Source organism: Arthrobacter sp. Soil762 (assembly GCF_001428335.1).
Lineage (GTDB): Bacteria > Actinomycetota > Actinomycetes > Actinomycetales > Micrococcaceae > Arthrobacter.
Window position 1 is genome coordinate 215,317 of sequence record NZ_LMSG01000019.1, and the last position, 22,611, is coordinate 237,927.

Sequence of the window (22,611 nt, forward strand, 5' to 3'; positions counted from 1 at the left end):
CCTGGGTCGAGGCTGGTGAGAGCATGACCGCTCGATGGCGTTCGGCGAACGGCAGGCCGGCGCCGACGCGCGTCGAAGTGGTCACCGACTCCCTCACGGCCGATGAGGCGAACCGGATGGCGTCACAGGGGATCGCGATGCTCTGGCACGGTGACTTCCACAACGCACGGCAGATCCTCAACGCCATGGACCGGCGGGTAGGCGCCGGAAAGAAGATCGCAGGAACTCCGGCCGAAAAGTTCTATCGGCATCGCCAGTCCCGCTCGCACCGTGCGCGCATTCTCGGCCTGCTGCTGATTCCTCTTGATCCGGGCCCGGTGGTGCCGCTGCGCCGCGCACCGGATATCCGGGAGGCCGCCGCTGAAGCGTATGGCGATATCGGCGAACCTTCCGTTGTGTCCCTGCATGAGCTTGTCGGGGCAATTGGCGCCCACGAGTGGCGACGGAATGGCGTCTACGTCGATGCCCTGCAGGGCCGCATCCACCCGCACTATGGCACGTTCTTCCCCACCCGGAGTGAGTATGTGGATCTCGTGGCCGCCGCGCCGCTGCCCTCTGACACGCTGGCGTTCGACGTCGGAACAGGTACCGGGGTGCTCGCGGCCGTCCTCGCCCGCCGTGGCGTCCACCGCGTGGTGGCGACGGACAATGAACCGCGTGCCATCGCCTGCGCCGGTGAGAATTTCCGGAACCTCGGTGTCCAGGACCGTGCTGAGGCCGTCCTGACCGACATGTTCCCGCCCGGACGGGCACCGCTCGTTGTGTGCAACCCGCCCTGGATTCCGGCCACGCCGCATTCCACCCTGGACAGCGCCGTCTACGACCCCGGCAGCAGGATGCTGTTCCGCTTCCTGAACGAACTCTCCGACCATCTGGAGCCGGGCGGTGAGGGCTGGCTTGTCCTTTCCGACCTGGCCGAGCACCTTGGCCTGCGGTCGCGTGACGATCTGCTGGCGGCCATCAACGCGGCTGGGCTGAAGGTGGTGGAACGGCTCGACACCAAGCCGACGCATCCGAAGGCATCGGACCGCGACGATCCTCTGTTCGAGGCGCGCACGGCCGAGGTCACGTCCCTGTGGCGGCTTGTTCCCCGGGCAGTCACAGGCTTCTGAACAGCCGGTTTCTGAACGGGTTTCTCACCGAATCCCATTGCTGTGCCCGGGCGGCGGTGCCAAGATGGTCGGAGTACCTAAACGAGCCGGAATGACCCATGGGACAGGACCTAACGCAGGGCGCTTTCCCCACGATCGGACCTCCGGCTCTTCTCGACAGCCCGGCACGATTGCCGGACACTTGGGCTTCGCCATCGAGGTGTGTCCAACGCCAAAGACGGCGCCATCCGTCGGTGGCGTGTGACCTCCATCGGAGGAACCAAAGTGTCTGTATGCCAGCTGATGGGCCCCTTCAATCTGGAGGTGGGGCAGCCATGACCCAGCAACCTCTCAAGAAACGCCGTCTCCGCGTTTCAGACGTCAATGTTGTTAACCACCGGACCCTCAGGAAAGCGCTCGGCGGGACCATCGTCGGCAACACGATGGAATGGTACGACGTCGGTGTGTTCGGTTATCTGATCACCACCATGGGGCCGGTGTTCCTGCCGGAAGCCGACAAAGCCGTGCAGAACCTGTTCCTGCTGGGAACCTTCGGAGCCACGTTTATCGCCCGGCCCCTGGGTGGCGTCTTTTTCGGCTGGCTTGGCGACAAGATCGGCCGCCAGAAGGTCCTTGCAATGACCTTGATGCTCATGGCCGCGGCGACCTTCGCCGTCGGTCTCCTTCCGGGGTACTCGGTGCTGGGCATCTGGGCTGCCGTGCTGCTGGTGATCACCAAGCTGGTGCAGGGCTTTTCCACCGGCGGCGAGTACGCAGGCGCCACGACGTTCGTCAGTGAGCACTCCCCGGACCACCGCCGCGGCTTCTTCGCCAGCTTCCTGGACATGGGCAGCTACCTGGGCTTTGCCATCGGTGCAGCTCTGGTGTCCGGTCTCCAGCTGACCCTGGGCCAGGCCGAGATGGAGGCCTGGGGCTGGCGGATTCCGTTCCTGATCGCCGGGCCCCTCGGCATCATCGCGATCTACTTCCGGATGAAAATTGAGGAGTCTCCCGCGTTCCAGGCAACCCTCGAGGCAGAGGCCGAAGTGGCCAGGCATCCCGAAACCGGTGAGGTGCTCGGCCCCATGGGCCCGGTGGGGATCTTCAAGGCCTACTGGCAGAGGATAGTGCTGGCCATGATCCTCGTGGCGGCTGCCAATACGGTGGGCTACGCCCTGACGTCCTACATGCCCACGTACCTGACCACCAACAAGGGGTACGACGAGATCAACGGGACTCTCCTGACCATCCCGGTCCTGGTGGCCATGTCCCTGTGCATCCCGCTGACAGGTCATCTCTCGGACCGGATCGGCCGCCGCCCCGTGCTGTGGATCGGTGCGATCAGCACGGTGGTGCTCTCGCTCCCCGCGTTCATTCTGATCGATATCGGAAGCATTCCGGCCACGCTCACCGGTCTTGCCCTGGTGGCCTTCCCGGTCACGTTCTACGTTGCCAATCTCGCCTCGGCGCTGCCGGCACTGTTCCCCACGGCCCATCGCTACGGGGCCATGGGCATCGCCTACAACTTCGCGGTGGCGATTTTCGGGGGCACCACGCCGTTCATTATTGCGAGCCTGATCCAGCTGACGGGCAACGACATGATGCCCGCGTACTACCTCATGGCCACCTCGGCAATCGCTGCGGTCACAATTTACTTCCTGCCGGAATCCGCCCGGAGGCACCTGCCCGGGTCAATGCCCAGCGTGGATTCGGACAGAGCTGCCCGCGAACTGGTGGCAACCCAGGACGATAACCCCATGCTGGACATGGACACGCTGCCCTTCGGCACCAGCTATGAGGCCGCTAGGGCGGCGCACGCGGGACCCGAAAAATAGCGCGGGAGTACGACGGCGGCGCCCGGGTTGGGCGCCGACGGTCGCCTTAGGTGTACATGAGTGAGCCGGGCGTGGTGAGCTTTTCGCCGGTTTCCAGCCAGGTTTTGAGGCCGGAGAGGATCATGGGCCAGCCGCCGTAGAGCTGGTCGATGGCGCCTTCGCGTAGCTGGTCGTGGGTGACGGTCAGATGGCAGGAATCGCCCACGGGTTCGATCTCCCTGGTGACGCGGGAGGTGCCCTCCTCCTTGACGTCCTCGCCCCAGAGCGCGCGCATGGTCTGGACGAGTTTGCGGGGCGGGTCGACTTCGAGGATTTCGCCCTCGGCCAGGAGCTGGCCGCTGGCTTTGGCGTTGCCCATCTCGAAGCGGCCGCCCGGTTTCCACTCGGCGGTGAAGGTGTTGCCGAACTGGTAGTTGCCGCGGATCTCGCTGGTGGTGATGGCTTCCCAGAGCCGTGCCGGCGTGGTCTTGACCACCGCTCATCGCGGATTTCCTACCGCTCGGCGCACGATTAGTTCGCTTGCTGATGATTTGCACCATGATTGCCGGAGGCGCCGGCCCGTGTTGGGGGCCATTCGCCTCCAGATCTTTGGACACCGACGTCTTACGACGCGCAAGGGAGCGACGATGGGCTGGCTGGACCGTGAACGAACTATTGCCCCACCGGGATTCAACCGCTGGCTCGTGCCGCCCGCGGCGCTCGCCGTGCACCTCTGCATCGGCCAGGCCTACGCCACGAGTGTCTACAAGACGGCGCTGGTCAAGCATTTTGATGCCAGCCTTACTGAAATCGGTATGATCTTCTCGATCGCCATCGTGATGCTGGGCCTGTCGGCTGCGGTCATGGGCACCTGGGTTGACAAGAACGGCCCGCGCAAGGCGATGTTCGCCTCGGCCATGTTCTGGGCCGGCGGCTTCCTGATCGGGTCGGTCGGCATCTTCACGAACCAGCTGTGGCTGGTCTACCTCGGCTACGGCTTCATCGGCGGAATCGGCCTGGGCATCGGCTACATCTCGCCGGTGTCAACCCTGATCAAGTGGTTCCCGGACAGGCCAGGCCTCGCCACCGGCATGGCCATCATGGGATTCGGCGGCGGCGCGCTGATCGCAAGCCCCGTATCCACGGCCCTGCTCAAGCTGTACGACCCGAACTCCGGTGCCACTGGGTGGGTGGCAAGCGGCGATGCCGTGGGCAAGCTCTTCCTGTCCCTCGCCGTCGTCTACCTCGCGTACATGCTCTTTGGCGCCTTCACGATCAAGGTCCCGGCCGAAGGCTGGCAGCCGGCAGGGTTTGACGCCGCCAAGGTCAAGGCCGCCAAACTGGTCACAACGGAGAATGTCTCGGCCCAGAACGCGGTTAAGACCAGGCAGTTCTGGCTGGTCTGGATTGCGCTGTTCTGCAACGTCACGGCGGGCATTGGCATTCTGGAACAGGCCGCGCCGATGATCCAGGACTTTTTCCGCAGATCCGACGGCACGTCGCTTGTCAGCGCCGCCGTGGCCGCCGGCTTCGTTGGGCTGCTCTCCATCGGCAACATGGCCGGGCGCTTCGCCTGGTCCGCCACCTCCGACGTCACCGGCCGAAAGCGCATCTACATGGTGTATCTCGGCGTCGGCGCCGTCCTCTATGCGGTGCTGGCGCTGGTCGGTTCCACCGCCACCGTCCTTTATGTGGCGCTCGCGTTTGTGATCATTTCTTTCTACGGCGGCGGCTTCGCCACGGTCCCGGCCTACCTCCGGGATCTCTTCGGGACCTTCCAGGTGGGCGCCATCCACGGCCGGCTGCTGACCGCCTGGTCCGCCGCCGGCGTGGCCGGGCCGCTGATCGTCAACGCCTTCCTGGACGCCCAGGGCAAGCCCGGTCAGCTGAACGCCGTGTCCTACCAGCCGGCGCTGCTGACCATGGTGGTGCTGCTGGTGATCGGTTTCCTGGCCAACCTGCTGGTGAAGCCGGTAGACGCACGATTCCACGAACCCCGCCCCGACCGCGGACGGGCATACGAACCTGCCATGGAGGCCTGAGATGAGCACCGCACACACGCCCGGCCCGCAAACATCCGTGAAAGTGTCCACCGGCCAGCTTGCAGCCGCCTGGGCGCTTGTGGGCCTCCCGCTGGCCTACGGGGTCTATCAGACCCTGACCCGCGTGGCTGCCCTGTTCGGCTGATCCATGGCGGAAGGGTGTGTAGGTGAAACGCAATGCATCCAGGCAGGGCGTGGGCGGGTACGACGGCGGCAGCCGGGTTGGGTGCCACGCGTCGCCTGACGGTGAGGTGAAGATCGTGAACATTTCAGAAATGGCGGTGAATGTTCACTATCTTCACCATTTGATTCTCATGCCTGCTATGGTGAATATATGGAACATCCGGCTGAAACTCCGTTCTTCCGCGCCGTGGATTCGAAATCCTTTGGCGCTTCGGTCCGTAGCGCCCGTCAGGAGCGGAAGCTGACGCAGAGCGGCTTGGCCGAGCTCATCAACGCGAGCCGTCACACCATCGTCCGCCTGGAACAGGGCGAGAATGTTTCTTTGGAGACGGCCATCGCGGCGGTACGGGCCCTTGAACGGGACATTGCCCTTATTCCGCGGTTTTCACGTTTGGACGTCAAGCAGTGAGGCGGAATGAGCGGCTGGCCGTCTGGCTGCATGGCCGGCGGATTGCCTGGCTCACGGGAACGTCGTTGCGTCCGCGGCTTGAATACCTCCCGGACCTTGTAGCTGAGTACGGTGCCGGCGCTGCCCTGCTCTCGTTGTCCTTGCCGTTGCAGTCCAAAGCCATCAACGGTCCGGCAGTGCTGAACTTCTTCGATGGACTCCTCCCGGAAGGTCAGGTTCGTGCGCACTTGGCCGACCTGCACGGGGTTGCTTCCACGGACATCAAAGCGTTGCTCGCGGCGGTGGGCGCTGACTGTGCCGGCGCGGTGCAGGTCCTTCCCGACGGCGTGGATCCCGAGGAGGGGGGAGAACTGCTGCCGATGACCGAGCAGGAAGTCGTGGCCGCCGTCGAGTCCCTCCCCACTTGGGACCTCCCTGAGGACTTCGCCATCACCACGTCCCTTGGCGGTGTCCAGTCCAAGGTCCTGCTGTCCAGCAGCTTGTCGCCAGGCGACAGCGGCTGGTATTGGCCGGCCCGGGGCGCCGCCTCCACGCACATCATCAAACCCGACCCGCTTGATTCACCGATTCCGGACTTGCTGGCGGCCGAACATTGGGCGCTTGAGCTGGCCAGGGCGGCAGGCCTTCGTGCGGCACGGACACGGATGGAGACGTTCGGCACCCGGGATGCCCTGGTAGTGGAACGCTATGACCGAACCGAGGACCACAAGCGGATTCATCAGGAAGACTTCACCCAGGCTCTGGGGATTGCGTCTGCGGCAAAGTACGATCAGTCGACCGCGGCACCGTCACGCCTCGCGCAAGTGGCTGCGATCGCGTCGCCGCGCAGCCGAAATGCTGCGGCTTTCAAGAGTGAGTTGTTGAAGGCTGTGGCTTTCAATGTCCTCATCGGTAACGGTGACGCCCATTCCAAGAACTACTCGGTGCTGATCCGGGAAACGGGCGAGGTGCAGTTGGCGCCTCTGTATGACGTCGCGCCAACGCTGCTGCTACATGCGCGCAGTTCCAATGCAGGGCATTCAGTGGCCGGTCAGGCCCGGCTGAACTACATCACCCTGGACCATCTTGTGAGGGAGGCTGGCAGTTGGGGGATGGACGTGGATGAAGCCCGCTCCGGCGTGACGGGCCTCCTCGTTGCGGCCGCGGGGGCTCATACGTCCGTTCCCGAGCGCCTCGCGCACCTGCCCGCACTCGTGGCTGCTCGTGCAGAAGATCTCATTGCCGGAAGCACGGCGCGCAGGCAGCTGTAACCGCACCAGGTGGCGCTGGCCGGAGCCGCCTCAGGTGTACATGAGCGAGCCCGGGGTGGTGAGCTTTTCGCCGGTTTCGAGCCAGGTTTTGAGGCCGGAGAGGATCATCGGCCAGCCGCCGTAGAGCTGGTCGTTGGCGCCTTCGCGGAGCTGGTCGTGGGTGACGGTGAGGTGGCAGGAATCGCCCACGGGTTCGATTTCCCAGGTGATGCGGGAGGTGCCTTCGGCCTTGACGTCCTCGCCCCAGAGTGCGGTCATGGTCTGGACGAGTTTGCGGGGCGGGTCCACTTCGATGTTTTCGCCCTCGCCCAGCAGCGCTCCGTCGGCCTTCGGGTTGCCCATTTCGAAGCGGCTCCCCGGCGTCCAGTCCGATTTGATGCTGTTGCCGAACTGGTATTTGCTGCGGATTCCGCTGTCCGTGATGGCTTCCCAGAGCCGTTCCGGGGTGGTCTTGATGTAGATTTCGAAGATCTTTTCCATGGGACTTTCCAATCTGGTTTTGAGGTCGCTGAGGGCAGCGGCCCATGGTTCTGCATATTTGCTGACCCAGCGGTCGTGGACCAGGCGGATGGGCACCGGATTGAGGAAGTGCAGTTTCTCGCGGCCCCGACGGCGGGTGACCACCAGCCCGGCGTCTTCCAGCAGCTTGAGGTGCTTCATGACGCCGTAGCGGGTCATCTCGAAGCGGGCCTCGAGCGCGTGAAGGGTCTGCCCGTCTTCCCGGAAGAGCTCATCGAGCAGGTCCCGGCGGGTGGGGTCGGCGAGGGCCTTGAATACGGCGTCCATAGCTCCCATGATACGTGACCATATGGTCACCTAACAAGGGCATGGCGGCCGAAGGCTCAGGTCCCCACCTCGCACGGGGGCGCGGATCAGACGGTGTCGAGCGAAGTCAGGCCTGCCGGTCCGGCGCTGGCTGCGTAGCCACGCCCCGCCGGCCGCACAGTCAGGGTCCATAAGCCTGGCGCACCGTTGACTGAGGGCATGATGGTGCCTTCGGTGATGAAGCGCGCGTCTCCCTCGCCTTCGAGGGGCGCCCACCATCCGTTGACCGGGCAGTGCTCGCCGGTACGTGGTCCGAGTGCCCGGCTGTTCTCGGAAAGTCGGACGTGGTGGAGTCGGCCGCGGTTCTTCATGGTGGTTCCTTCGGACACTTTGTGCTGGTGGGGTTGGCGATAGTGCCGCCGAATTGTGGGATTCGAGCCTCGCGGGGAAACGTCAGTGTCATCACCAGCAGGTTCAAAATTTACATTCGGATTGTTGACAATAGTACATGTTGCTCCTAGGTTTTATGTAACACGCATCACATCGAGTGATTTGCTGACTATCCCCGGTGGGTCCGGGTGAAGGAGTAGTTATGACGGGTTACATTTCGCGGCGGAATGTCTTGCGAGGTGCAGGAGTGGCTGTACTGGGCGCTACGGTGGCTGGGTGGGCCACCGGCTGCACGAGTGTGGCGCCCGGAGGTCCTGCCTCCGGCGCTGCCAGCAACCTGCTGGAGCAAGCGAAGTCCCAGGGCTTTCTCCGCGTGGGCATCGCCAACGAACCGCCATACACGCAGGTTGACGCGGATGGAACGGTCACCGGCTGCGAACCGGATGTGCTTCGCGCTGTCTGCAAGCGGCTGGGCATCGAAGAGGTCCAGGGCATCATCACGCCTTACGAATCCATGATTCCGGGCCTGAATGCCAACCGCTGGGATGTAATCGCTGCGGGTCTTTTCATGAAGGAATCCCGTTGCGGACAGGTCCTCTACTCGGAGCCGGTCATTGTCTCCACGGAGTCCTTCGCCACCCCCGAAGGCAACCCGAAGGGCATCACCTCCGTGGCCGCTATCCTGGCTGACCCCTCACTGAGGATCGCGGTGCTCCCGGGCGGCTTCGAGGAAGGCGTACTCAAGACGGCCAACGTCCCGGCCTCCCAGCAGGTCAAAATCAACGACGGCCGCAGCGGCCTTGAGGCACTCAAGGCCAACCGCGCCGACGCTTTCATGCTGCCCACCCTGTCGTTGCAGGCCCTTGCGGCGGACGACTCGAGCTTCGAGATCTCCGCACCTTTGGACGATGCTCCCCGCACCGGCTCCGGCGCGGCATTCCGTCAGTCCGACGCCGCCTTCCACGAGGCCTATAACAAGGAACTCGAAGCATTCAAGGCCACCCCGGAGTTCGCCAAAATCCTCACCAAGTGGGGCTTTGACGCTTCCGTGGTGGAGGGCGTAACCGCTGAGGAGCTATGCAAGACCGCGGGCTGATGCTGTTGCCGGTCGAGGGGAGGTGCGGATGTCGGCAGTAATCGACTACGCGCCGCTGCTGTGGCAGGGCTTGCTGACCACCATCCTGGTGGCGGTCCTCAGCGGCGCCCTCTGCCTGGTGGTGGCGTTCGCCGCAGGGCTGGCGCGGCTGTCCAGCCACCGCTTCATCAGCTGGCCGGCCGGAGTCTTCATTGAGGTGTTCCGCGGGACGTCGCTGCTGGTACAGATGTTCTGGCTGTTCTTCGCGCTGCCGTTCTTCGGCATCCAGCTGCACCCGCTGACAGCGGCCGTCCTGGCGCTTGGCCTTAACGAAGGGGCCTACGCCGCCGAAGTGGTACGTGGCGCCATCGCCAGCCGGGCCAAGGGCCAGACGGAGGCCTGCATCGCGCTGGGAATGGAGCCCGCACTGCGGCTCCGGCGCATCATTATCCCGCAGTCCATTCCGGCCATGCTGCCGCCGTTCGGGAACGTCATGGTGGACCTGCTGAAGAACACCTCGCTGGTCTCGCTGGTGACCGTGGCGGACCTGACTTTCCGGGCCCAGATGATCCGCAGCAGCACCGGTCAGACGACGGCTATTTTCCTCACCATCCTGGTGCTCTACTTTGTCCTTTCCTACCTGTTGACCCTGCTGACGAGCTGGCTGGAACGGCGGTTTGCGCTTGACCGGAGGGCACTCGCTGCCCAGCGCAAGGACAGCAAAATGATGAAGGTGGGTGCAGCTTGATCTGGGACAACAACTTTGCCGTGTCGGTCATTCCGCTGCTCCTGGAGGGGCTTTGGGTGACCATCAAGATCACCCTGCTGGGCACAACCCTGGCTGCAGCTCTGGGCCTGTTCTTCGCCATCCTCAGGCGGCTGGCCATCCCGGTGCTGTCGCTGGTGGTGTCCTTCTTCGTGGTGTTTGTCCGCGGAACCCCGCTTCTGGTGCAGGCCTACTGTGCGTTCTTCGTCCTGCCCGCGTACGGGATCAGCTTCGATGCCTTCACCACCGGCGTGGTGGTGATCGGCGTGAACTACAGCGCCTACATGGCGGAGGTCTACCGCAGCGGGATCCAGGGCGTGCCGAAGGGGCAATGGGAGGCCGCAACGGCGCTGAGCCTGCCCAGCGTCCGCACCTGGGGCAGGATTATCCTTCCCCAGGCGGTCCGCACGGTGGTCCCGATGCTCGGCAACTACCTCATCCAGATGTTCAAGGACTCCGCGGTCCTCTCGGCCATCACGGTGGTGGAACTCATGGCGACGGCACAGGCCATCGGCAGCTCGAGCTTCCGATACCTGGAACCACTGACCCTGGCGGCCCTGCTCTTCCTGGCCGTCAGCTACCCAGCCTCGCGGCTCGTCAATAGATTGGAGCGGCGCTATGCGCCCCAGCACTGAACCCCAACCCCTGTCCGCACCCGTGGACCTCGCCCCGGACCCGATCATCAGGTTCCAGAACGTCAGCAAGAACTGGGGATCCAACCAGGTCCTGAAGTCTTTGAACTTCGAGGTGGCCCCGGGGGAGAAGGTCTCCATCATCGGCCCATCCGGATCCGGCAAGACCACCATCCTGCGGATCCTCATGACGCTCGAGACTCCCAGCGAAGGGCTGGTAAAGGTCGACGGCGACACGCTGTGGGACGTCAGTCCCGGCCAAAAGGTGCGCGAGACCAAGCAGATGCGCGAAACCCGGCGCAAGATCGGGATGGTCTTCCAGCAGTTCAACCTGTTTCCGCACATGACGGCCATGGAAAACATCATCGAAGCGCCCATACACGTGCTCGGCATGAACAAGGCCGAGGCGAAGGAACGCGCGGCGGAGCTGCTGAATCTTGTGGGCCTGGGAAAGCACATGAACCACACGCCGCCCCAGATGTCCGGCGGCCAGCAGCAGCGCGTGGCCATTGCCCGGGCGCTGGCCATGCGGCCGAAGGTGCTGCTGTTCGACGAGCCCACCTCCGCCCTTGACCCGGAGCTGATCGGGGAGGTGCTGAACGTGATCCGGAACCTCGCCCACACCACGGACATGACCATGCTTATGGTGACGCATGAAATGCGGTTCGCAGAGGAGATCTCCGACCGGGTGGTGATGTTCGACAACGGCGCTGCCGTGGAGAGCGGACCGCCGGCGCAGATCTTCAAGGACCCGCAGCAGGAACGCACCCGGACCTTCCTCCGGGCCGTCCTGCAGCACTGACGGGGCCGCTACACCTCCACAATCATGGAAATCTCAACGGGCGCCAGCCCGGGCAGTTCGGCAACACCGACAGCTGCCCGGGCATGGCGCCCCTTGTCGCCGAAAGCCTTCTCCAGGACCAGGGAAGCGCCGTTGATGACGGCCGGCTGGTCCCCGAATCCTTCGGCCGAAGCCACGTATCCGGTCAGGCTGACAATGGACACAATCCGGTCCAGCGAGCCCAGGTGCTGCTGCAGGGCGGACAGGCAGTTGAGTGCCGCTGTGGCACTGGCCTCCTGGCCCTGTTCGATGCTGAGCTCACGCCCCAGCTTGCCGCTGACGGTGAGGACGCCGTCCCTGGTGGGGGTCTGGCCGGCCGTGAAAATGAGGTTTCCCACCTGCCGCACCGGGACGTAGTTGGCCACCGGGACGGGAGGGGACGGCAGCTCGAGTTCGACGGCGTCTGTGCGGTTTTTTGCGATATCCATGATGCTCCTTCGAAGGGTGTGCCGGGTCACTATGGACCCTAGATACGCGTCGAAGAATTGTCAACAATCTACTACTTGAGGAGAATTATGCAGTCCCATGATGCAACATTCGCAGGGCCGGAAGCCCAGTCCGGCATCGGCGTGGTGTGCCCGTTCGACATGGCCCTGGACCGCGAGCTGTGGCGGTGGATGCCGGCGGATGTCTCGCTCTTCTTCACGCGGACGCCGTTCTTTGATGAGCCCGTCAGCCTGGAGATGGCTGAGGACGTCAGCGACGACGGCGACATCCTGGAGGCGGTTCGGAACCTGAGTGCCGTGCGCCCCGCCGTCATGGCGTACGCGTGCACGTCCGGCAGCTTCATTAACGGCGTATCAGGGGCCCGTCACATATCGAAGGTCATGGCCACAGCGGGCGATGCGCAGGGCGTCAGTACGTCGGAGGCCCTCCTGGAGGCGCTGGACCATCTGGGTGCGTCCAGGGTCGTGGTCATTACGCCCTACGTGACGGACCTGACCCGGCGGTTGGGGGATTTTCTGGAGGAAGCGGGCCATTCAGTGGTGTCGCAGGCCGGACTGGGGTTGGGTGGCGGCATCTGGGAAGTCCCCTACCAGGTCACCGCGGACCTCATCCGCGGGGCGGACGTGCCCGAGGCAGACGTTATCTTCATCAGCTGCACCAACCTGCCGACCTACGACATCATCGCTCCGCTGGAGCGCGAGCTGGGCAAGCCGGTACTGTCGGCCAACCAAGTAACGGCCTGGGCCTCGCTGCGCAGGCTGGGAAAGACGGCGGTGGGTCCCGGACAGCGACTCCTGGCGTAGCCGTGCGGTAGGAATCCCGAAAGCGGAAGATGTGCCGCACAACGAAAAATCCCGGGGCGGGCTGCACCAATGGCTGCCCGCGCCCGGGATTCTTTATGGAAAGGGATCCATTGTGGAAGAGTCCTAGGCTCCCGCGGAAACGGAAGCGGTCTCCTTGAAGAGGTGGCCCAGTGCATCGCAGGGGCGCAGGGCGCCGGCCAGCCGCAGGCCCTGCCAGACCGTAACCTGGTTCGCCGTCAGCACGGGCTTGCCGAGGGCTTCTTCCAGCTCATTGATCCAGCGGGCACTGTGCAGGGCGGTGTCCGGGATCAGGATTGCCTGCGCTTCGTCGCTGTCGTTGCTCCTGGCCAGCGCCAGGACGCCTTCGCGGTCAAGTTCGCCGGCGAGGGCAGCTGTGGGGATGTCGTGGCTGACAAGCTGCGTCACGTCGATGCCGCCGCGGGACAGGAGCGCGACGAAGTGCCGGGAAACGTCCTCCGGGTAGGTGGCAGCGACGGCCACCCGGGTCAGTCCCAGGGCGTGGCACGCGGCAACGAAGGCCAGGGACGTGGAGGACACGGGGACCTCCAGCGCTTCCTGGACTTCGAGTGCCTGCTGCTGGGCGCCGTCCCAACCGAAAACGAAGCTGCCGGACGTGCAGGCCCACATAACGGCGTCCGGCTCGGCAGCGCGAAGGGCCTCCGCACCTTCGAGAAGCCGTTCGCTCTTGCCGAGGTCCAGCAGGGCCTGGACCTCGTGGGCGTCAACGCCCACCGAGGTGTGGACCAACGGAAACCGGATTCCCTCGCCGAGGAGTTCCTCCATGTAGGGGTAGTCGTCCTCGGCTCCAAAGCCCGGGTACAGCATGCCGATCGTGACAGTCATAAATTCTCCTTCGAAGTGAGTGCCGGGGAACAGATCCCGGTTATTGTGCACAATCGTACAATTCCAAACCGGCAAAAGATAGGAAAGTAGGATTGTTGACAATAGTGACACGGGCAACATAACCTGACAAGAGTGTTACCGGCGTCACAGCCAGGCAAGCCGTAATCATAGGTCGTTTTTCGCACCGGACAAGGAGCTTCACAGCGTGATTGATTCATTGGAATGGGCCACTGCCAGACAGTTGGTTTCCGCATACGGCTCCGGAGAGGTCTCCCCGGTGGAGGCCACCCAGTCGGCCCTGGATGCCATTGACCGCCACGATGGAGATATTAACGCCTTCTGCCTCGTGGAAGCGGAGTCCGCCCTGGCGGCCGCCCGCGAATCGGAAGGACGCTGGCGGCGGAATGAACCGCGGGGCCTTGCCGACGGGGTTCCCACGTCCATTAAGGACCTCATGCTCACAAAGGGCTGGCCCACGCTTCGCGGGTCCCGGCTGACATCTCCCGACGGTGACTGGAGTGAAGATGCCCCGGCCGTGGCCAGGCTGCGTGAAAATGGCGCCGTCCTGATCGGCAAGGTCACCAGCCCGGAATTCGGCTGGAAAGGCGTGACGGACAGCCCCCGCTGCGGGATCACCCGGAATCCATGGGACCTTTCCCGCACCGCGGGCGGATCCAGCGGCGGCAGCGCCGCCGCAGTTGCCCAGGGCATGGGCCCTTGGTCTGTGGGGACCGACGGCGGCGGCTCTATCCGCATCCCGGCCGGCTTCACCGGCGTCGTAGGTTTCAAACCCACGTACGGTACCGTTCCGATCTACCCGGCCAGCCCGTTCGGAACCCTCGCCCACGCCGGCCCCATCACGCGCACCGTCGACGACGCGGCGCTGATGATGGACATCCTTTCCCTCCCGGACGCACGCGACTGGTCCGCCGGACCCGCGCCCACCCGGTCCTTCCTTTCGTCCATCGGCGAAGGTGTCCGGGGCCGGAAGATCGCCTTCAGCCCGAACCTCGGTTACGGGACCAACGATCCCGACGTCGACAAGGCCGTCCGCGAGGCAGTCCAGGTCCTGCGGGAACTGGGGGCGGACGTCGAGGAAATCGACCTCGGCTGGCAGGATCCCGTGGCGGCCTACCACGTGCTGTGGTTCAGCGGCGCGGCCAAGGTGCTGGAAGGATATGGTGCCGGCGCCCCGGAGCAGATTGATCCGCTGCTCGCCGCTGCGCTGGAACGGCACGCCGACTTCAGTGCCAGTGATTTCCTGGACGCCACCGCCGTTCGCATGAGGCTGGGCCGCGAGGCGGGGCTCCTCCATGAGCGCTTTGACCTCCTGCTCACGCCCACGCTTCCCATTCCGGCCTTCGAAGCCGGGCGTGACGTCCCCACCGGCTCGTCCTCGCTGGACTGGACCTCGTGGACGCCCTACACCTACCCCTTCAACCTGACACAGCAGCCGGCCATTAGTGTCCCCTGTGGCTATACGGCCGGGGGCCTGCCTGTCGGCCTGCAGATTGTGGGTCCCCGGCACAGCGACGCGGGTGTGCTTTCGGCGGCCGCCGCCTACCAGGGCGCCACCGAGTGGCACCTCGCCCGTCCGAACACCACCGCAGTATTGACCAATCCCTCCAGGAAGTAAGGCAGAAATGGCCAGGTACATCAACATCACCCTTGAGAAGCGCGGAGTCACCTGCAAGGCGCTCCTGCTCGATGACGCAGCACCCCGCACGGCCAATGCCGTCTGGGACGCGTTGCCCCTGAGCGGGCAGGTTTTCCACGGAAAGTATGCCCGCAACGAGATCTACAACCTGGTGCCGGCATTCGCCCCGGCCGAACCGGGCGCGGAGAACACCACCGTGACACCCATACCGGGCGACGTCTGCTACTTCACCTTCACGTCCAACGACCTCAAGACGCCGTCGCACGGCTACGAGGCGGACTCTACGGATACGCAGGAGACCATCGTGGACCTGGCCGTGTTCTACGGCCGCAACAACCTCTTGCTGAACGGAGATACAGGCTGGGTGCCCGGCAACGTCTTTGCCACCATCGTGGAAGGCCTGGACGAAATGGCGGCCGCCTGCCAGGACATCTGGATGGGCGGCGCCCGGGACGAGACCCTGACGTATTCACGGGCCGTCGACACCACGCCCTGATCCGCTTCGTCGGGGCCGCCACGCGGGCGGTCCCGACTTCTTTTACACAAAAGACGGAGGGTCAGGCTACTGCCGGTAGGATTGTAGACAGTTCATTCCCGACCCGCCCAGCCGGACATGACCGAAAACGGGTCCGTTGCGTACCACGAGGGTCGCAGCCGGACCACTGATGGATAGTGAGTACCGATGCAAAGATTTGAGCCCCTGGTGCGCGAGTCCACACCAGCAATCATTGCCGGTAAATTGCGCACGGCGATCGGCCTGGGCCAGATTCCCCCTGGTTCCCAGCTGGGCGAAGCGGAGCTGGCCAAGGAACTGGGCGTCAGCCGCGGACCTCTCCGTGAAGCCATGCAGAGGCTGACCCAGGAAGGCCTGCTGATCAGCATCCGCAACCGCGGGCTGTTCGTGATCACCATGACCGATGAAGAGGTGCGCGACATGTACGTCGCGCGGACCGCCGTCGAACGTGCGGCCTCCGAACTGATCCTGCAGAAAGGCGGCAAGGCCGTTGCCGCGCAGCTGATGCAGACGGTGAAGGCCATGAAGAAGGCCGCGGACAAGGCCGATATGGACGCCATGTCCCAGGCTGACATGGAGTACCACGCCAAACTGGTGGCTGCGGCCGAAAGCACCCGGCTGACCCGCATGCACAACACGCTGCTGACCGAAACCCGCATGTGCCTGACCGCATTGGAGCGGAAGTACCCGGATCCGTATGCCCGGGTTGCCGAACACCAGGCCATCGCCGAGGCGCTGGCGGATGGCGATCAGGAACGGGTGGGCAAGCTCCTGATCAGCCACATGGAAGACGCGCTGGACCGCCTGACCGGCAACGGCGATGCGGACGTGGCGACGGCCTGACCCGGCCCAACCAGACCGCAATAACAAAGAAGAGGGGCTGGCTGCATCGTGTGCGGCCAGCCCCTCGGCAGTTAAAGCGCACTCAGCAGGCGCCGTGCCGCAGGCACAGCAGCGCGTAGGCGCGGGCAGCTGCCCGCACTTCGGCGATGCTGACGGATTCATTGACCTGGTGGGCCTGGTCGTTGAGTCCGCCCGGGCCCATCACGATCGCCGGCACGCCAAGGTCGCGCACCACGAAGCCGCCGTCGCAGGCTGCAGTCCAGCCGCGGATTGCACTCTCAACGCCGGCATCAGCCAGGGCAGCAACGGAGTTGGCGACCAAGGGGTGGTCGTCCGGCGTCCGGAAGCCGGGCATCTCCATGGCGACTTCGGCCGAGACCGCGATGCCGTCCGTGTCGATGCCTGCCTCTCGGACCTGCGCCAGGAGGCGGTCCAGGATCAGCTGCGCGTCATCGTCGGGCATGAGCCGGCGGTCCAGCGAAACGGTGCACTCCGCCGCTACCATCGAGGTCCCGGTACCGCCCCGGATGAGGCCGATGTTCCAAGTGCCGGCGCCCAGGAGCGGGTCCTGTTCGGTTTGCAGAAGGGCGTGGTCGTTGCGGACCAGTTCCAGGATTTTGGCAGCGGCGTCAATGGCGTTGCGGCCATCGGCAGGCCGGCCGGAGTGGGCTGACTTGCCGGTGACCTTCAACTCGATGTAGCTGTCTCCCCGGCAACCGATCACGGTTTCCAGGTCGGTGGGTTCGGCCACGACGCATGCCGAGTAGTTGAAGGACTCATCCGCTGCAGCGGCGGCCGTGTAGGCCCGGATGCCGATGCCCAGGTCCTCCTCGTCCACGGTGCATGCCAGTGCCGCATTGAACGGCAGGTCTGCGCCGGCATCCTTGAGCGCCCTGAGGGCAACGAGGACGGCGGCCAGGCCACCCTTCATGTCAGTGGAGCCCCGGCCGAAGAGCCTGCCATCGCGCACGTACGGTTCAAACGGCGGCCGCGCCCAGCCGGTTCCGGCCGGGACCACGTCCGAGTGGCCGAGGAACAGTATGCCGGGCTGGCCGCCGCCGGGCAGGACAGCCGTGAAGTTCGGCCGTCCCACAGCCACAGTCTCGGTGAAGACGTCCAGGCCGGCGGACCGGCTGAACTCTGCCAGGACCTGCACGGTGGCTTCCTCGGTCCCGCCGGGGTTCTCGCCGCCGGCGGCCACAAGGGCGGTGGTGAGTGCCACCAGGTCAGCCTCGCTGATCAGGCCCAGGACCTTTTCCTCGAGGACCTGCTGCTCCGCGCCTTGCCTCCCGCCCGACCCCTGCTGCTGGACGGCGGAACTCACGCTCCCGCTCCGGCCTTAACCGCTGCAAGCTCACGGTCCATTGCCCGGGCAAGGCGGATGATGCCCTCCTCAGCCCGTTCGGGAGTGGTGGACGCGAAGCAAAGGCGGACGGCGTCGTCGAACTTTCCGCTGGCGGACAGTGCCGGTCCGGGGATGAACGCCACGCCTTCCGCCAGTGCCGTTTCGAAGAGCTTCCGGGTGGAGATCCGGGCATCCTCACCCTGCAGTGTGAGCCAGAGGAAGAAGCCGCCTTCGGGATCGGTGGTGGTGACGCGGTCGCCGAGGTGGCGGTGCAGGCTTTCCTGCATGGCGTCCTTGCGGCGCTTGTACTCCGTGCGCAGGCCGGCGAGGTGGTTGTCCAGTCCGCCGCGGCGGATGAACTCGGCCACGATGTGCTGGTTGGGGACGTTGGTGCAGGTGTCCATGGCCTGTTTGGCGTTGATGACCAGCTGACGCAGTGCGGGATCGGTGTCCACCCAGCCCACGCGGAGGCCCGGGGCCAGGATCTTGGAGAAGGTCCGGACCGAGAAGAGCAGCGGGTCGCCCGGGCTCAGCGTCTGGAAGGACGGCAGGTCTTCGCCCTGGAAGCGGAGCAGGCCGTACGGATCGTCGTCGATGATCACGGCGTTCCACTCGTGGGCCAGTTCCAGCAGCTGGAGGCGGCGGGGCAGCGAGAGGGTGACGCCGGACGGGTTCTGGAAGTTGGGGATGGTGTAGATGGCCTTGGGCGTACGACCGGCCGCCGCCACCAGGTCGGGGAGGGCCTCGACGATGAGGCCGTCCTCATCCATGGGCGCCTCGAGCAGTTCGGCGCCGTAGCTCAGGGCGGTGGCGCTGCCATTGGTGTAGGTGGGGCTTTCAACGATCACCAGGTCGCCCGGGTTGATGAAGATCTTGCAGGCCAGGTCCAGGCCCTGCATGCCACCGGCGGTGATGGTGACGCGTTCTTCCGTGGTGGGATCCGAGGTTCCGGCCAGGTAGTCCACCAGCGCCTTCAGGAGCACGGGCTCGCCCTCGGTGGCGCCGTAGGTCATGGAGCTGTGGTCGATGACCTTGTCCGCAATGTCACGGAATTCGGCCAGCGGAACTGCCTCGTCCGCGGGGGAGCCCATGGCGAAGCGGACAATGTCGTGGGTCTGGGCTGCCAGCAGGGAAGTGCTGGAGTCGATGACGGAGCCAACAAGGCTGGCTGCGCGGTCGGCCAGGGGCAAAGTAGCCTGGGAGCGGTCTGCGGTCATGGCCTAGCCGCCTTTCTGGATAAGTTCGCGGGGGAAGCTGGTGAAGGTTTCCACCCCGTCGGCGGTGACGCGGATGGATTCGGAGAGTTCATAGCCGTAGTTGTCCATCCACATGCCTCCGATGACGTGGAAGGTCATGTTCTCCTGGAGGATGGATTCTTCCTCGGAGCGGATGGAGATGGTGCGCTCGCCCCAGTCCGGCGGGTAGCCGATACCGATCGAGTAGCCGATGCGGGACGGCTTTTCCAGGCCGTGTTTGGCCAGCGTCCAGTTCCAGGCGCGGGCCAGTTCACGGACGGGGACGCCGGGCTGCACCTCGGTCAGGACGGCGTTCAGGCCGTCGGCGACGGCGTCAGCCAGCTTTGCGAGCCGCTCCGGCTTCTTGCCGAGGGTCAGGGTGCGCGCCAGCGGGGTGTGGTACCGGTGATGGGCGCCGGCGAGCTCGATCACTACGGCCTGGCCGGCTTCGAATCGGTCCTCGCTCCAGGTCAGGTGCGGGGTGTCTGCCGCTTCGCCGGTGGGCAACATCGGCACGATGGCGGGGTAGTCCCCGCCGATGCCGTTGGCGCCCTGGATCTGGGCCTTGCTGATGGCTGCTGCAGCATCGCACTGGCGGACGCCGACGTCGATCGTCTCCACTGCGGCCTCCATGGCCGCCATGCACACCTGCGCGGCACCGCGCATCAGCTGGATCTCGGCGGGCGACTTGACGGACCGTACCCAGTTGACCAGTTCGAAGCTGTCCACGAGGGTCCATTCGGGAATCGCGTTCACCAGCGAACGGTAAGCCTTGGGGGAGAAGAAGTGCGAGTCCATTTCCAGTCCCACGCAGCCCTTGGCCGCCGGTGCGATGAGGTGGCGCTCGCGCAGGGCGAATGCCACCCAGTCGAAGGGGTGGACGTGGGGGCGGTGGACGTACTGCTCCGGGTATCCGACGACGCTTTCCTGGGGCAGCCAGGTGGTGCGGGTTGCCCCACCGGCGTCCATGGCCCGGCTGAACAGCAGCATGGGGCCGTCAGCAGGAACGAACACCAGCTGCGGGGTGTAGAACGACCAGGCGTTGTAGCCGGTCAGGTAGTAGATGTTGGCAGGGTCGGTGACCAGCAGGGCAGACAGCCCTTGCCTGGCCATGCGCAAGCGGACGCCGGCGAGCCGGGCATCATATTCCTCTTGGCTGAACAGCAAAGAGACACCTCCGGTGATTAGTAGATTGTTTACAATTTACGCCATGTGGTGCGGCTCACACAAACCTGGCCGCAGCGCTGCGGCCAGGTCCGGCGCAGGGTTAGCGGCGGCTGACGTAGCCGCGTTGCTTGTCCACCACGTTGGTGAGCTGCTCACCCGCGGTCCAGCGTTCAAGATTGGCATGGAACTGGAGAGCCAGTGCGTCACGCCAGCCGATCACATCGCCGCACATGTGGGCGGACATGTGGACGTTGTCCATGCCCCAGAATGGATGCGAGGCGGGGACGGGCTCTTCGGTGAACACGTCCAGGGACGCGGCCGCGATCCGGCCGCCCTGGAGCGCCTCGATCACCGCGGGCTCATCCACCAGGGCGCCCCGGCCCACGTTGATGAGGTGTGCCGACGGCTTCATGGCGGCAAGGACTTCCCGGTCCATCATGTTCCGGGTCTGGTCCGTCAAGGGTGCAATGAGCACCACGTGGTCCGCCCATCCCGCATGCGCGGCCAGGTCTTCGCTGGCGAGGACGGTGCCGAAGTCAGGATCGTCGTCACGGGCCGTGCGGCCCACGCCGCGGACCTCGATGCCTACCGCGCGGAGCAGCCGGGCCGTGGCCCGGCCGATTCCGCCGGTACCCACCACCAGGGTCCGGGAGCCCCCGGTGCGGGTGACTTCGCGGTGCTGCCAGATGGCCTGCTGCTGCAGCGCCTTGCTGCGATGCAGTTGCTTGTCGTGCGCCAGGATGGAGGCCAGGACGAATTCCGCGATCGGCTGGTCGAACGTTCCATGCGCATTCGTCACCACCACATCCGAGGAGCGCAGTTCCTCGAACATCATGGCGTCTACTCCGGCTGCCGCCACGTGCACCCATTTAAGGGAATCGGCGGACGGCCACGCCTCGCGGAGTGCCGACGAGAAGAAGTCCCAAAGGAACAGGATGTCTGCGCCGCGGGAGGCCTCCGCGAGGCCGGCTGCATCCGTGAGGACCACGTCGGCCAGTTGCTCGATGGCGGCGAGGTTACAAGGGCGGGGCTGCCCTTCGGCTACCAGTACCACCACCCGGGGCATCGTTGAGCCGGGTGCTTCAGCCGGGGCCGTAGAGGGCCGGCTTTGATTATCAGTGTTACTCACGCCACAACCCTACGCGATATTAGGATTGTTGACAATAAACAGATGTGACGTGCATCATGGAATGCATGACTTCCCTCAGCCCCGCACTCAAGCAAGCAACACCGATCATCGTGGATCACGCCCTTGGCAGCTGGATCCACGGGACCGATGGAAAAGACTACCTGGACTTCACCACCGGCATCGGCGTGACCAGCACCGGCCACTGCCACCCGAAAGTGGTGGCTGCAGCCCGCGAGCAGGTGGGCAAGATCATCCACGCCCAATACACCACCGTGATGCACAAGCCGCTGCTGGAACTGACCGAAAAGCTCGGCGAAGTCCTCCCGGCTGGCCTGGATTCCGTCTTCTACGCCAACTCCGGTTCCGAGGCAGTGGAGGCGGCGATCCGGCTGGCCCGCATGGCCACCGCCCGCCCCAACATCGTGGTCTTCCAGGGCGGCTTCCACGGCCGTACCGTTGCGGCTGCCTCCCTGACCACCGCCGGCACCAAATTCTCCGCCGGTTTCTCCCCGCTGATGTCCGGCGTCCACATGTCCGCCTTCCCGTACGCCTACCGCTACGGCTGGGACGAGGCCCTGGCAGTGGAGTTCGCCCTGCAGGAACTGGACTACCTGCTGCAGACCCGCACCGCACCCAATGACACCGCCGCTTTCCTGATTGAGCCCGCACTGGGCGACGGCGGCTACCTGCCCACCCCGCCGGCCTTCATGGAGGGCCTGCGCGAACGGGCGGACAAGTACGGCATCCAGCTCATCTTCGACGAGGTCCAGGCAGGCGTGGGCCGCACCGGTAAGTTCTGGGGCCACCAGTACTCCGCTGCCACCCCGGACATCATCATTACTGCCAAGGGCATCGCCTCCGGCTTCCCGATTTCCGCCATTGCCGCCTCCACCGAAACCATGTCCAAGGCCTGGCCCGGCTCCCAGGGCGGCACCTACGGCGGCAACGCGGTGTCCGCCGCGGCCGGCGTCGCCACCCTCGAAGTGGTCAAGGAGGAAGGCCTGGTGGAGAACTCCCGGATCCGCGGCGAGCAGCTCCAGTTCGGTCTCAAAGAGATCCAACAGCGCTTCCCGGTGATAGGCGACGTGCGCGGCCGCGGCCTCATGCAGGGCATTGAGTTCACCGGCGAGGACGGCAAGCCCGACGCCGCCACGGCCGCCGCAATCCAGCAGGCCACCACAGACCAGGGCCTGCTGACCCTGACCTGCGGCCCTGCCGGCAACGTAGTCCGGCTCATCCCGGCGCTGGTTGTCACCGCCGAAGAGATCGCCACCGGCCTGGATCGCTTCGAAGCCGCCGTCGGTGCCGTCGTCGGTGCCGTCCCCGCCACCGCCGGAGCCTGAGCCGCG

At 65.1% G+C, this 22,611-nt stretch carries 23 protein-coding genes and 1 pseudogene; 15 read left to right on the forward strand and 9 right to left on the reverse strand.

Features of this window, described 5'->3' with window-relative positions:
* Positions 1-23 precede the first annotated feature (23 nt).
* Positions 24-1,112 (forward strand): N5-glutamine methyltransferase family protein, encoded by a 1,089-nt coding sequence (locus tag ASG77_RS14995; protein ID WP_056347349.1) that lies wholly within the window; start codon positions 24-26, stop codon positions 1,110-1,112.
* Between the two features lie 314 nt (positions 1,113-1,426).
* The gene (locus ASG77_RS15000; RefSeq protein WP_082576072.1) at positions 1,427-2,926 is read left to right on the forward strand and encodes an MFS transporter; all 1,500 of its coding nucleotides are present in this window, start codon (positions 1,427-1,429) and stop codon (positions 2,924-2,926) included.
* Between the two features lie 46 nt (positions 2,927-2,972).
* Here the strand turns inward: ASG77_RS15000 and ASG77_RS15005 are convergent.
* Positions 2,973-3,398 (reverse strand): annotated as a pseudogene (locus ASG77_RS15005) (SRPBCC family protein); the annotation flags it as partial.
* 154 nt (positions 3,399-3,552) lie between these two features.
* Here ASG77_RS15005 and ASG77_RS15010 point away from each other — a divergent pair.
* The 4 genes from ASG77_RS15010 (at position 3,553) to ASG77_RS15020 (ending at position 6,789) form a co-directional block, all read left to right on the forward strand.
* The gene (locus tag ASG77_RS15010) at positions 3,553-4,947 is read left to right on the forward strand and encodes an OFA family MFS transporter (protein ID WP_056346874.1); all 1,395 of its coding nucleotides are present in this window, start codon (positions 3,553-3,555) and stop codon (positions 4,945-4,947) included.
* A 1-nt stretch (position 4,948) separates the two neighbouring features.
* A complete protein-coding gene (locus ASG77_RS21985) occupies positions 4,949-5,092 on the forward strand; it encodes an MFS transporter small subunit (RefSeq protein WP_156380338.1) in 144 nt (47 codons plus the stop codon).
* A gap of 189 nt (positions 5,093-5,281) precedes the next feature.
* Positions 5,282-5,539 (forward strand): helix-turn-helix transcriptional regulator, encoded by a 258-nt coding sequence (locus tag ASG77_RS15015; protein ID WP_056346876.1) that lies wholly within the window; start codon positions 5,282-5,284, stop codon positions 5,537-5,539.
* Positions 5,536-6,789 carry a type II toxin-antitoxin system HipA family toxin gene (locus ASG77_RS15020; RefSeq protein WP_056346879.1) on the forward strand — a complete coding sequence of 418 codons (1,254 nt, stop codon included), beginning with the start codon at positions 5,536-5,538 and terminating at the stop codon, positions 6,787-6,789. Before ASG77_RS15015 ends, ASG77_RS15020 begins: the two co-directional genes overlap by 4 nt.
* Positions 6,790-6,819: 30 nt before the next feature.
* Here ASG77_RS15020 and ASG77_RS15025 read toward each other — a convergent pair whose 3' ends face one another.
* Positions 6,820-7,575 carry an ArsR/SmtB family transcription factor gene (locus ASG77_RS15025; RefSeq protein WP_056346881.1) on the reverse strand — a complete coding sequence of 252 codons (756 nt, stop codon included), beginning with the start codon at positions 7,573-7,575 and terminating at the stop codon, positions 6,820-6,822.
* An 86-nt stretch (positions 7,576-7,661) separates the two neighbouring features.
* Positions 7,662-7,925: a hypothetical protein gene (locus ASG77_RS15030; protein ID WP_056346883.1), complete on the reverse strand. Its 264-nt coding sequence runs from the start codon at positions 7,923-7,925 to the stop codon at positions 7,662-7,664.
* Positions 7,926-8,146: 221 nt separating this feature from the next.
* On the opposite strand from ASG77_RS15030, the gene ehuB reads away from it, so the two are divergent.
* The 4 genes from ehuB to ehuA are packed head-to-tail and all read left to right on the forward strand — an operon-like array spanning position 8,147 to position 11,219.
* Positions 8,147-9,040 carry an ectoine/hydroxyectoine ABC transporter substrate-binding protein EhuB gene (gene ehuB / locus ASG77_RS15035; RefSeq protein ID WP_056346885.1) on the forward strand — a complete coding sequence of 298 codons (894 nt, stop codon included), beginning with the start codon at positions 8,147-8,149 and terminating at the stop codon, positions 9,038-9,040.
* Positions 9,041-9,068: 28 nt separating this feature from the next.
* Entirely contained in the window at positions 9,069-9,767 is a 699-nt protein-coding gene (gene ehuC / locus ASG77_RS15040) for an ectoine/hydroxyectoine ABC transporter permease subunit EhuC (RefSeq protein WP_056346888.1), read from the forward strand.
* Entirely contained in the window at positions 9,764-10,420 is a 657-nt protein-coding gene (ehuD, locus tag ASG77_RS15045; protein WP_056346891.1) for an ectoine/hydroxyectoine ABC transporter permease subunit EhuD, read from the forward strand. The genes ehuC and ehuD overlap by 4 nt, the downstream gene beginning before the upstream one ends.
* Positions 10,404-11,219, forward strand: a complete 816-nt coding sequence (gene ehuA, locus ASG77_RS15050) for an ectoine/hydroxyectoine ABC transporter ATP-binding protein EhuA (RefSeq protein ID WP_304632680.1) — start codon at positions 10,404-10,406, stop codon at positions 11,217-11,219. Before ehuD ends, ehuA begins: the two co-directional genes overlap by 17 nt.
* An 8-nt stretch (positions 11,220-11,227) precedes the next feature.
* Here ehuA and ASG77_RS15055 read toward each other — a convergent pair whose 3' ends face one another.
* Positions 11,228-11,686, reverse strand: coding sequence for a RidA family protein (locus ASG77_RS15055; protein ID WP_056346893.1), 459 nt, complete (start codon positions 11,684-11,686; stop codon positions 11,228-11,230).
* Positions 11,687-11,773: 87 nt separating this feature from the next.
* Between ASG77_RS15055 and ASG77_RS15060 the strand changes: the two genes are divergently transcribed.
* On the forward strand, positions 11,774-12,508 hold the full coding sequence (locus ASG77_RS15060) for a maleate cis-trans isomerase family protein (protein ID WP_056346895.1): 735 nt from the start codon (positions 11,774-11,776) through the stop codon (positions 12,506-12,508).
* Positions 12,509-12,631: 123 nt separating this feature from the next.
* Here the strand turns inward: ASG77_RS15060 and ASG77_RS15065 are convergent, their stop codons facing one another.
* The gene (locus ASG77_RS15065; RefSeq protein WP_056346897.1) at positions 12,632-13,372 is read right to left on the reverse strand and encodes a maleate cis-trans isomerase family protein; all 741 of its coding nucleotides are present in this window, start codon (positions 13,370-13,372) and stop codon (positions 12,632-12,634) included.
* 205 nt (positions 13,373-13,577) lie between these two features.
* On the opposite strand from ASG77_RS15065, the gene ASG77_RS15070 reads away from it, so the two are divergent.
* From ASG77_RS15070 to ASG77_RS15080, 3 genes are all read left to right on the forward strand, one after another.
* Positions 13,578-15,008 carry an amidase gene (locus tag ASG77_RS15070; protein WP_082576073.1) on the forward strand — a complete coding sequence of 477 codons (1,431 nt, stop codon included), beginning with the start codon at positions 13,578-13,580 and terminating at the stop codon, positions 15,006-15,008.
* Positions 15,009-15,015: 7 nt separating this feature from the next.
* Entirely contained in the window at positions 15,016-15,525 is a 510-nt protein-coding gene (locus ASG77_RS15075) for a DUF3830 family protein (protein ID WP_056346899.1), read from the forward strand.
* Positions 15,526-15,711: 186 nt separating this feature from the next.
* A complete protein-coding gene (locus tag ASG77_RS15080) occupies positions 15,712-16,386 on the forward strand; it encodes a GntR family transcriptional regulator (protein ID WP_056346901.1) in 675 nt (224 codons plus the stop codon).
* An 82-nt stretch (positions 16,387-16,468) separates the two neighbouring features.
* Here the strand turns inward: ASG77_RS15080 and ASG77_RS15085 are convergent, their stop codons facing one another.
* The 4 genes from ASG77_RS15085 to ASG77_RS15100 all read right to left on the reverse strand — a co-directional run bounded on the left by ASG77_RS15085 (position 16,469) and on the right by ASG77_RS15100 (position 21,199).
* Complete coding sequence (locus tag ASG77_RS15085; RefSeq protein ID WP_082576074.1) at positions 16,469-17,710, reverse strand: M20 family metallopeptidase; 1,242 nt, start codon at positions 17,708-17,710, stop codon at positions 16,469-16,471.
* Positions 17,707-18,948 (reverse strand): aminotransferase-like domain-containing protein, encoded by a 1,242-nt coding sequence (locus tag ASG77_RS15090; RefSeq protein WP_056346904.1) that lies wholly within the window; start codon positions 18,946-18,948, stop codon positions 17,707-17,709. Before ASG77_RS15090 ends, ASG77_RS15085 begins: the two co-directional genes overlap by 4 nt.
* Before the next feature lie 3 nt (positions 18,949-18,951).
* The gene (locus ASG77_RS15095) at positions 18,952-20,133 is read right to left on the reverse strand and encodes a M24 family metallopeptidase (protein WP_056346906.1); all 1,182 of its coding nucleotides are present in this window, start codon (positions 20,131-20,133) and stop codon (positions 18,952-18,954) included.
* A gap of 100 nt (positions 20,134-20,233) precedes the next feature.
* Positions 20,234-21,199, reverse strand: coding sequence for a D-2-hydroxyacid dehydrogenase (locus ASG77_RS15100; RefSeq protein WP_056346908.1), 966 nt, complete (start codon positions 21,197-21,199; stop codon positions 20,234-20,236).
* A 128-nt stretch (positions 21,200-21,327) separates the two neighbouring features.
* Here ASG77_RS15100 and ASG77_RS15105 point away from each other — a divergent pair, with 128 nt between their 5' ends.
* On the forward strand, positions 21,328-22,605 hold the full coding sequence (locus ASG77_RS15105; protein WP_056346910.1) for an aspartate aminotransferase family protein: 1,278 nt from the start codon (positions 21,328-21,330) through the stop codon (positions 22,603-22,605).
* The last annotated feature ends 6 nt before the right edge of the window (positions 22,606-22,611 follow it).

Excerpts from the sequence above, each read along its gene's own strand:
- ASG77_RS14995 (WP_056347349.1), top strand. The coding sequence starts at position 24 with ATGACCGCTCGATGGCGTTCGGCGAACGGCAGGCCGGCGCCGACGCGC.
- ASG77_RS15000 (WP_082576072.1), top strand. The coding sequence starts at position 1,427 with ATGACCCAGCAACCTCTCAAGAAACGCCGTCTCCGCGTTTCAGACGTC.
- ASG77_RS15010 (WP_056346874.1), top strand. The coding sequence starts at position 3,553 with ATGGGCTGGCTGGACCGTGAACGAACTATTGCCCCACCGGGATTCAAC.
- ASG77_RS21985 (WP_156380338.1), top strand. The coding sequence starts at position 4,949 with ATGAGCACCGCACACACGCCCGGCCCGCAAACATCCGTGAAAGTGTCC.
- ASG77_RS15015 (WP_056346876.1), top strand. The coding sequence starts at position 5,282 with ATGGAACATCCGGCTGAAACTCCGTTCTTCCGCGCCGTGGATTCGAAA.
- ASG77_RS15025 (WP_056346881.1), bottom strand. The coding sequence starts at position 7,575 with ATGGACGCCGTATTCAAGGCCCTCGCCGACCCCACCCGCCGGGACCTG.
- ASG77_RS15030 (WP_056346883.1), bottom strand. The coding sequence starts at position 7,925 with ATGAAGAACCGCGGCCGACTCCACCACGTCCGACTTTCCGAGAACAGC.
- ehuB (WP_056346885.1), top strand. The coding sequence starts at position 8,147 with ATGACGGGTTACATTTCGCGGCGGAATGTCTTGCGAGGTGCAGGAGTG.
- ehuC (WP_056346888.1), top strand. The coding sequence starts at position 9,069 with ATGTCGGCAGTAATCGACTACGCGCCGCTGCTGTGGCAGGGCTTGCTG.
- ehuA (WP_304632680.1), top strand. The coding sequence starts at position 10,404 with ATGCGCCCCAGCACTGAACCCCAACCCCTGTCCGCACCCGTGGACCTC.
- ASG77_RS15055 (WP_056346893.1), bottom strand. The coding sequence starts at position 11,686 with ATGGATATCGCAAAAAACCGCACAGACGCCGTCGAACTCGAGCTGCCG.
- ASG77_RS15060 (WP_056346895.1), top strand. The coding sequence starts at position 11,774 with ATGCAGTCCCATGATGCAACATTCGCAGGGCCGGAAGCCCAGTCCGGC.
- ASG77_RS15065 (WP_056346897.1), bottom strand. The coding sequence starts at position 13,372 with ATGACTGTCACGATCGGCATGCTGTACCCGGGCTTTGGAGCCGAGGAC.
- ASG77_RS15075 (WP_056346899.1), top strand. The coding sequence starts at position 15,016 with ATGGCCAGGTACATCAACATCACCCTTGAGAAGCGCGGAGTCACCTGC.
- ASG77_RS15080 (WP_056346901.1), top strand. The coding sequence starts at position 15,712 with ATGCAAAGATTTGAGCCCCTGGTGCGCGAGTCCACACCAGCAATCATT.
- ASG77_RS15090 (WP_056346904.1), bottom strand. The coding sequence starts at position 18,948 with ATGACCGCAGACCGCTCCCAGGCTACTTTGCCCCTGGCCGACCGCGCA.
- ASG77_RS15100 (WP_056346908.1), bottom strand. The coding sequence starts at position 21,199 with ATGCCCCGGGTGGTGGTACTGGTAGCCGAAGGGCAGCCCCGCCCTTGT.
- ASG77_RS15105 (WP_056346910.1), top strand. The coding sequence starts at position 21,328 with ATGACTTCCCTCAGCCCCGCACTCAAGCAAGCAACACCGATCATCGTG.